At 68.2% G+C, this 2,695-nt stretch carries 3 protein-coding genes; all 3 read right to left on the bottom strand.

Translation table 11 applies throughout. From position 1 onward, the window contains the following. Window positions 1-93, bottom strand: a 93-nt coding sequence (locus KZA10_RS11790) for a biotin/lipoyl-containing protein (protein ID WP_218682975.1), incomplete at its 3' end; no start/stop codon positions are given. A 67-nt stretch (window positions 94-160) separates the two neighbouring features. Beyond that, a complete protein-coding gene (lpdA, locus tag KZA10_RS11785; RefSeq protein WP_141386791.1) occupies window positions 161-1,534 on the bottom strand; it encodes a dihydrolipoyl dehydrogenase in 1,374 nt (457 codons plus the stop codon). A 3-nt stretch (window positions 1,535-1,537) separates the two neighbouring features. After that, window positions 1,538-2,695, bottom strand: a 1,158-nt coding sequence (locus KZA10_RS11780) for a leucyl aminopeptidase (protein WP_218682974.1), incomplete at its 5' end; no start/stop codon positions are given.

The following is a 2,695-nucleotide window of genomic DNA, read 5'->3' as shown; positions in this document are numbered from 1 at the left end:
CTGCACGGTGTCTCCCACCTGCTTGAGCCAGCGGGTGACCGTACCCTCTGTGACGCTCTCGCCGAGAGCGGGGAGGACGACGGATGTGCTCATGACTGAGTCTCCTTCAGGAAGTTGTATGACGCTTGTCTAGCTTAGTGACTCGGGCACCGGTTGGTGCTCAGAGGGCGTGCAGGGGCTTGCCGGCCAGAGCCAGGAAGGCCTCGCCGAGCGCCTCGCTCTGGGTAGGGTGCGCGTGGATCAGAGGAGCGATGTCCTCGGGGTGCGCCTCCCAAGCGACGGCGAGCTGCCCCTCGGTGATGAGCTCGCCGACACGATCGCCGAGCAGGTGCACACCGATGACGGGCCCGTCCTTGAGACGGACGACCTTCACGAGACCGCCGGTTCCGATGATCTCGCTCTTGCCGTTGCCGGCGAGGTTGTACTCGTAGGCGACGATCGCGTCCGCGCCGTGCTCGGCGGCGGCGGCGGCCTCGGTCACACCGACCGAGGCGACCTCGGGGCTCGAATACGTGACCTTGGGGATCTGCGCATCCGGGATGTTGGCAGGCGAGAGTCCGGCGATCCGTTCGGCGACCGCGATGCCCTGCTGGAATCCACGGTGCGCGAGTTGGAGGCCGGGCACGATGTCGCCGACCGCCCAGAGGCCCGGTACACCGGTGCGCAGGTCTTCGTCGACGATCACGAATCCACGATCGAGGGTCACACCTGCCTCTTCGAAACCGAGATCGGCCGTGACGGGACCGCGACCGACGGCGACGAGGAGGTAGTCGGCGGTGAACTGCGTGCCGTCTTCGAGCGTCAGCGTGACGGATGACTCGTCCTGCACGACGCTCTGGAAGCGAGTTCCGAGGGAGTACTTGATGCCGCGACGACGGAATGCGCGCTCCAGTCCCTTGCTGAGGGCGATGTCCTCGTTCGGGACGAGGTGCGGGAGCGCCTCGATGATGGTGACCTCGGATCCGAAGGAGCGCCAGACGCTCGCGAACTCGACACCGATCACACCCCCTCCGAGGATGAGCACGTGGTCGGGCACGACGTCCAGAGCGAGAGCCTGCTCGCTGGTGAGGATCCGGCCGCCGATCTCGAGGCCGGGGAGGGAGCGGCTGTACGAGCCGGTGGCGAGCACCACATCCGTCCCGACGTAGACGTCGTCGCCGACGCTGACGCTGCGATCCGCGTTCAGGCGGCCGAGTCCGGAGACCGTGGTGATCCCGCGGGCCTTGACGAGTCCCTCGAGGCCCTTGAACTTCTTGGCGACGATCCCTTCGCGGTAGGCGCGGACACCGGCGGTGTCGATGCCCTGCAGTGCTGCGGTCACGCCCACGGATGCGGCATCGCGCACATGATCGGCGACCTCTGCGGCATGCAGCAGCGCCTTGGTCGGGATGCACCCGCGGTGCAGGCAGGTCCCTCCGACTTTGTCCTTCTCGATCAGCGCGACGGACTTGCCGAGCTCACTCGCCCGCAGTGCCGCGGCATAACCGCCGCTGCCGCCGCCCAGGACGACGATGTCGAAGGTGTGGGTTGTCATATGTCATGCCTCCGTGTGGGATGCTGCGGCGAAGGCGACGATCGATCGGACCATCGCCCCGGTGGGGCCCTTCTCAGTGAAGCCGTACGGGGCGCCGGCGTGTTCGCCGGATCCCGCGATGTCGAGGTGCACCCAGGGGATGCGCGGAGCGTCGTCGGCATCCGACGTACGACCGACGAAGCGGCGCAGGAACAGGCCGGCGTAGGAGGCGCCGCCCATCCGGTCGCCCATGTTCGCGTTCTGCAGGTCGGCGATGGGGGATTCGAGCGACTCCTCCATGTACTCCGGCAGCGGCATGTGCCATGCGGGCTCGTCGACCTGAGCGGTCGCGGAGATGAACGAGGACACGGTCTCGACGTCGCCGAAGACGCCGGTGTGCCGGTGGCCCAGTGCGGCGACGATGGCGCCCGTGAGAGTGGCCACGTCGATGATGACGTCCGGGTTCTCGCGACTCGCGGCCACGAGACCGTCTGCGAGCACGAGTCGACCCTCGGCATCGGTGTTCTGGACCTCGACCGTGGTGCCGTCGAGGATGCGGATGACGTCGCCGGGGCGCAGCGCCCTGCCCGACGGCATGTTGTCGGTGATGCAGAGCCACGCCGTCACGTGGACCGGGAGGCCGAGCGAAGCGATCGCACGGATCGCGGCGAGCGACGTCGCGGCACCCGCCATGTCGAACTTCATGCCGACCATGGACGCAGCGGGCTTGAGCGACAGGCCGCCGGTGTCGAACGTGATGCCCTTGCCGACAAGGGCGATGTGTCGCGAAGCGTCGGCGGGGGAGTAGTCGAGGCGCACGAGACGCGGGGGACGATCCGAGCCCTGCCCCACGCCCAGGATGCCGCCGAAGCCCTGCTCGGCGAGGGCTTTCTCGTCGAGGATTTCGACGGTGACGTCAAGGTCGGCGACACTGTCGGCCGCGCTCTGCGCGAGCTGTGCGGGGCTCTGCCACTCGGCGGGAACGTTCACGAGGTCCTTGATCAGGGCGACCGCGTCGCCGATGACCTGGGCGTACTCGGCGTCTTCGTCGTCGAGTTCGGCGTGCAGGGTGACCGCAGTGGCGCGCGCCTTGCCCTTCTCCGTGCGGTATCCGTCGAACTTGTGCCCGCCGAGCACTGCTCCCTCGGCCGCTGCCGCGGCGAAGGGCTCGAGGCCTTCGGC

The organism is Microbacterium sp. BF1, from assembly GCF_019279095.1.
Lineage (GTDB): Bacteria > Actinomycetota > Actinomycetes > Actinomycetales > Microbacteriaceae > Microbacterium > Microbacterium maritypicum.
This window is presented reverse-complemented; position numbering and strand designations above follow the sequence as displayed.

Coding starts and splice junctions, on each gene's coding strand:
- lpdA (WP_141386791.1), bottom strand. CDS start 1,534: ATGACAACCCACACCTTCGACATCGTCGTCCTGGGCGGCGGCAGCGGC.